Here is a 1,161-nt window from a genome sequence, read left to right as displayed (position 1 = left end):
CGATGGCGATCGCAGGATCGCTTGCGGGCAAGAAGCTGGTGCCGCCTTCGGCCGGCACGCTGCCGACCACCGGCGGGCTGTTCGTCGGCCTGGTCGTCGGCGTGATCCTGATCATCGGCGGCCTGACCTTCTTCCCGGCGCTCGCGCTCGGCCCGGTCGTCGAGCAGCTCTCGATGACCGCCAAGACCCTGTTCTGAGACATTCGGAGTGACTGCAATGGATGCGGTTCAAATCAAGACACGCGGCAAGTCGTCGACCTTGCTCGACCCGAAGATCGTGTTGCCGGCGATCGGCACATCGCTCGCCAAACTCGATCCTCGGGTGATGATCAAGAATCCGGTGATGTTCGTGGTGGAAGTGGTCGCGGCGCTGACCACGGTGCTGTTCGTGCGAGATCTGGTCACCGGCAGCGCGGATCTGTGGTTCACCGGCCAAATCATCCTGTGGCTGTGGTTCACAGTTCTGTTCGCCAACTTCGCCGAAGCGGTCGCCGAAGGGCGCGGCAAGGCGCAGGCCAATACGCTGCGCGAAACTCGCGTCGGGACCGTTGCGAAGCGGCTGCTGATGCAGGGCGACACTGAGCTGTATGAAGGTGTCGCGGCCGAGCATCTCGCGGTCGGCGATCTGGTGCTGGTCGAAGCCGGCGACGTGATCCCCGGCGACGGCGAGGTGGTGGAAGGCGTGGCCTCGGTCAACGAGGCGGCGATCACCGGCGAGTCCGCGCCGGTGATCCGGGAATCCGGCGGTGACCGTTCGGCGGTGACCGGCGGCACCACGGTGATCTCCGATCGGATCGTGGTGCGGATCACCGCCGAAGTCGGCCATTCGTTCCTCGACCGGATGATCAAGCTGGTCGAAGGCGCGGAGCGGCAGAAGACCCCGAACGAGATCGCGCTGAACATTCTGCTTGCCGGGCTCACCATCATCTTCGTGTTCGCAACCGTGACGATCCCGAGCTTCGCGGCCTATGCGGGTGGGCAGATCTCCGTCGTGATCCTGGTGGCGCTGTTCGTCACGCTCATCCCGACTACCATCGGCGCGCTGCTGTCGGCGATCGGCATTGCCGGCATGGACCGGCTGGTGCGCTTCAACGTGCTGGCGATGTCGGGCCGTGCCGTCGAGGCCGCGGGTGACGTCGACACGGCGCTGCCCGACACAGAC

The 1,161-nt window shown here is 65.5% G+C and carries 2 protein-coding genes; both read left to right on the top strand.

The genetic code is table 11. The annotated features are described in order from the left end of the window. Positions 1-197, top strand: a 197-nt coding sequence (locus DYI24_RS26910) for a potassium-transporting ATPase subunit KdpA (protein ID WP_205523715.1), incomplete at its 5' end; no start/stop codon positions are given. A 19-nt stretch (positions 198-216) separates the two neighbouring features. Then, positions 217-1,161 (top strand): HAD-IC family P-type ATPase (locus tag DYI24_RS26905; protein WP_164574495.1); only part of this gene is annotated, 945 nt, incomplete at its 3' end.

The sequence above is a fragment of the Rhodopseudomonas sp. BR0C11 genome, assembly GCF_010820945.1.
Lineage (GTDB): Bacteria > Pseudomonadota > Alphaproteobacteria > Rhizobiales > Xanthobacteraceae > Rhodopseudomonas > Rhodopseudomonas palustris_H.
The sequence above is the reverse complement of the archived record's forward strand: the minus strand, read 5'-3'. Positions and strand labels throughout refer to the sequence as shown.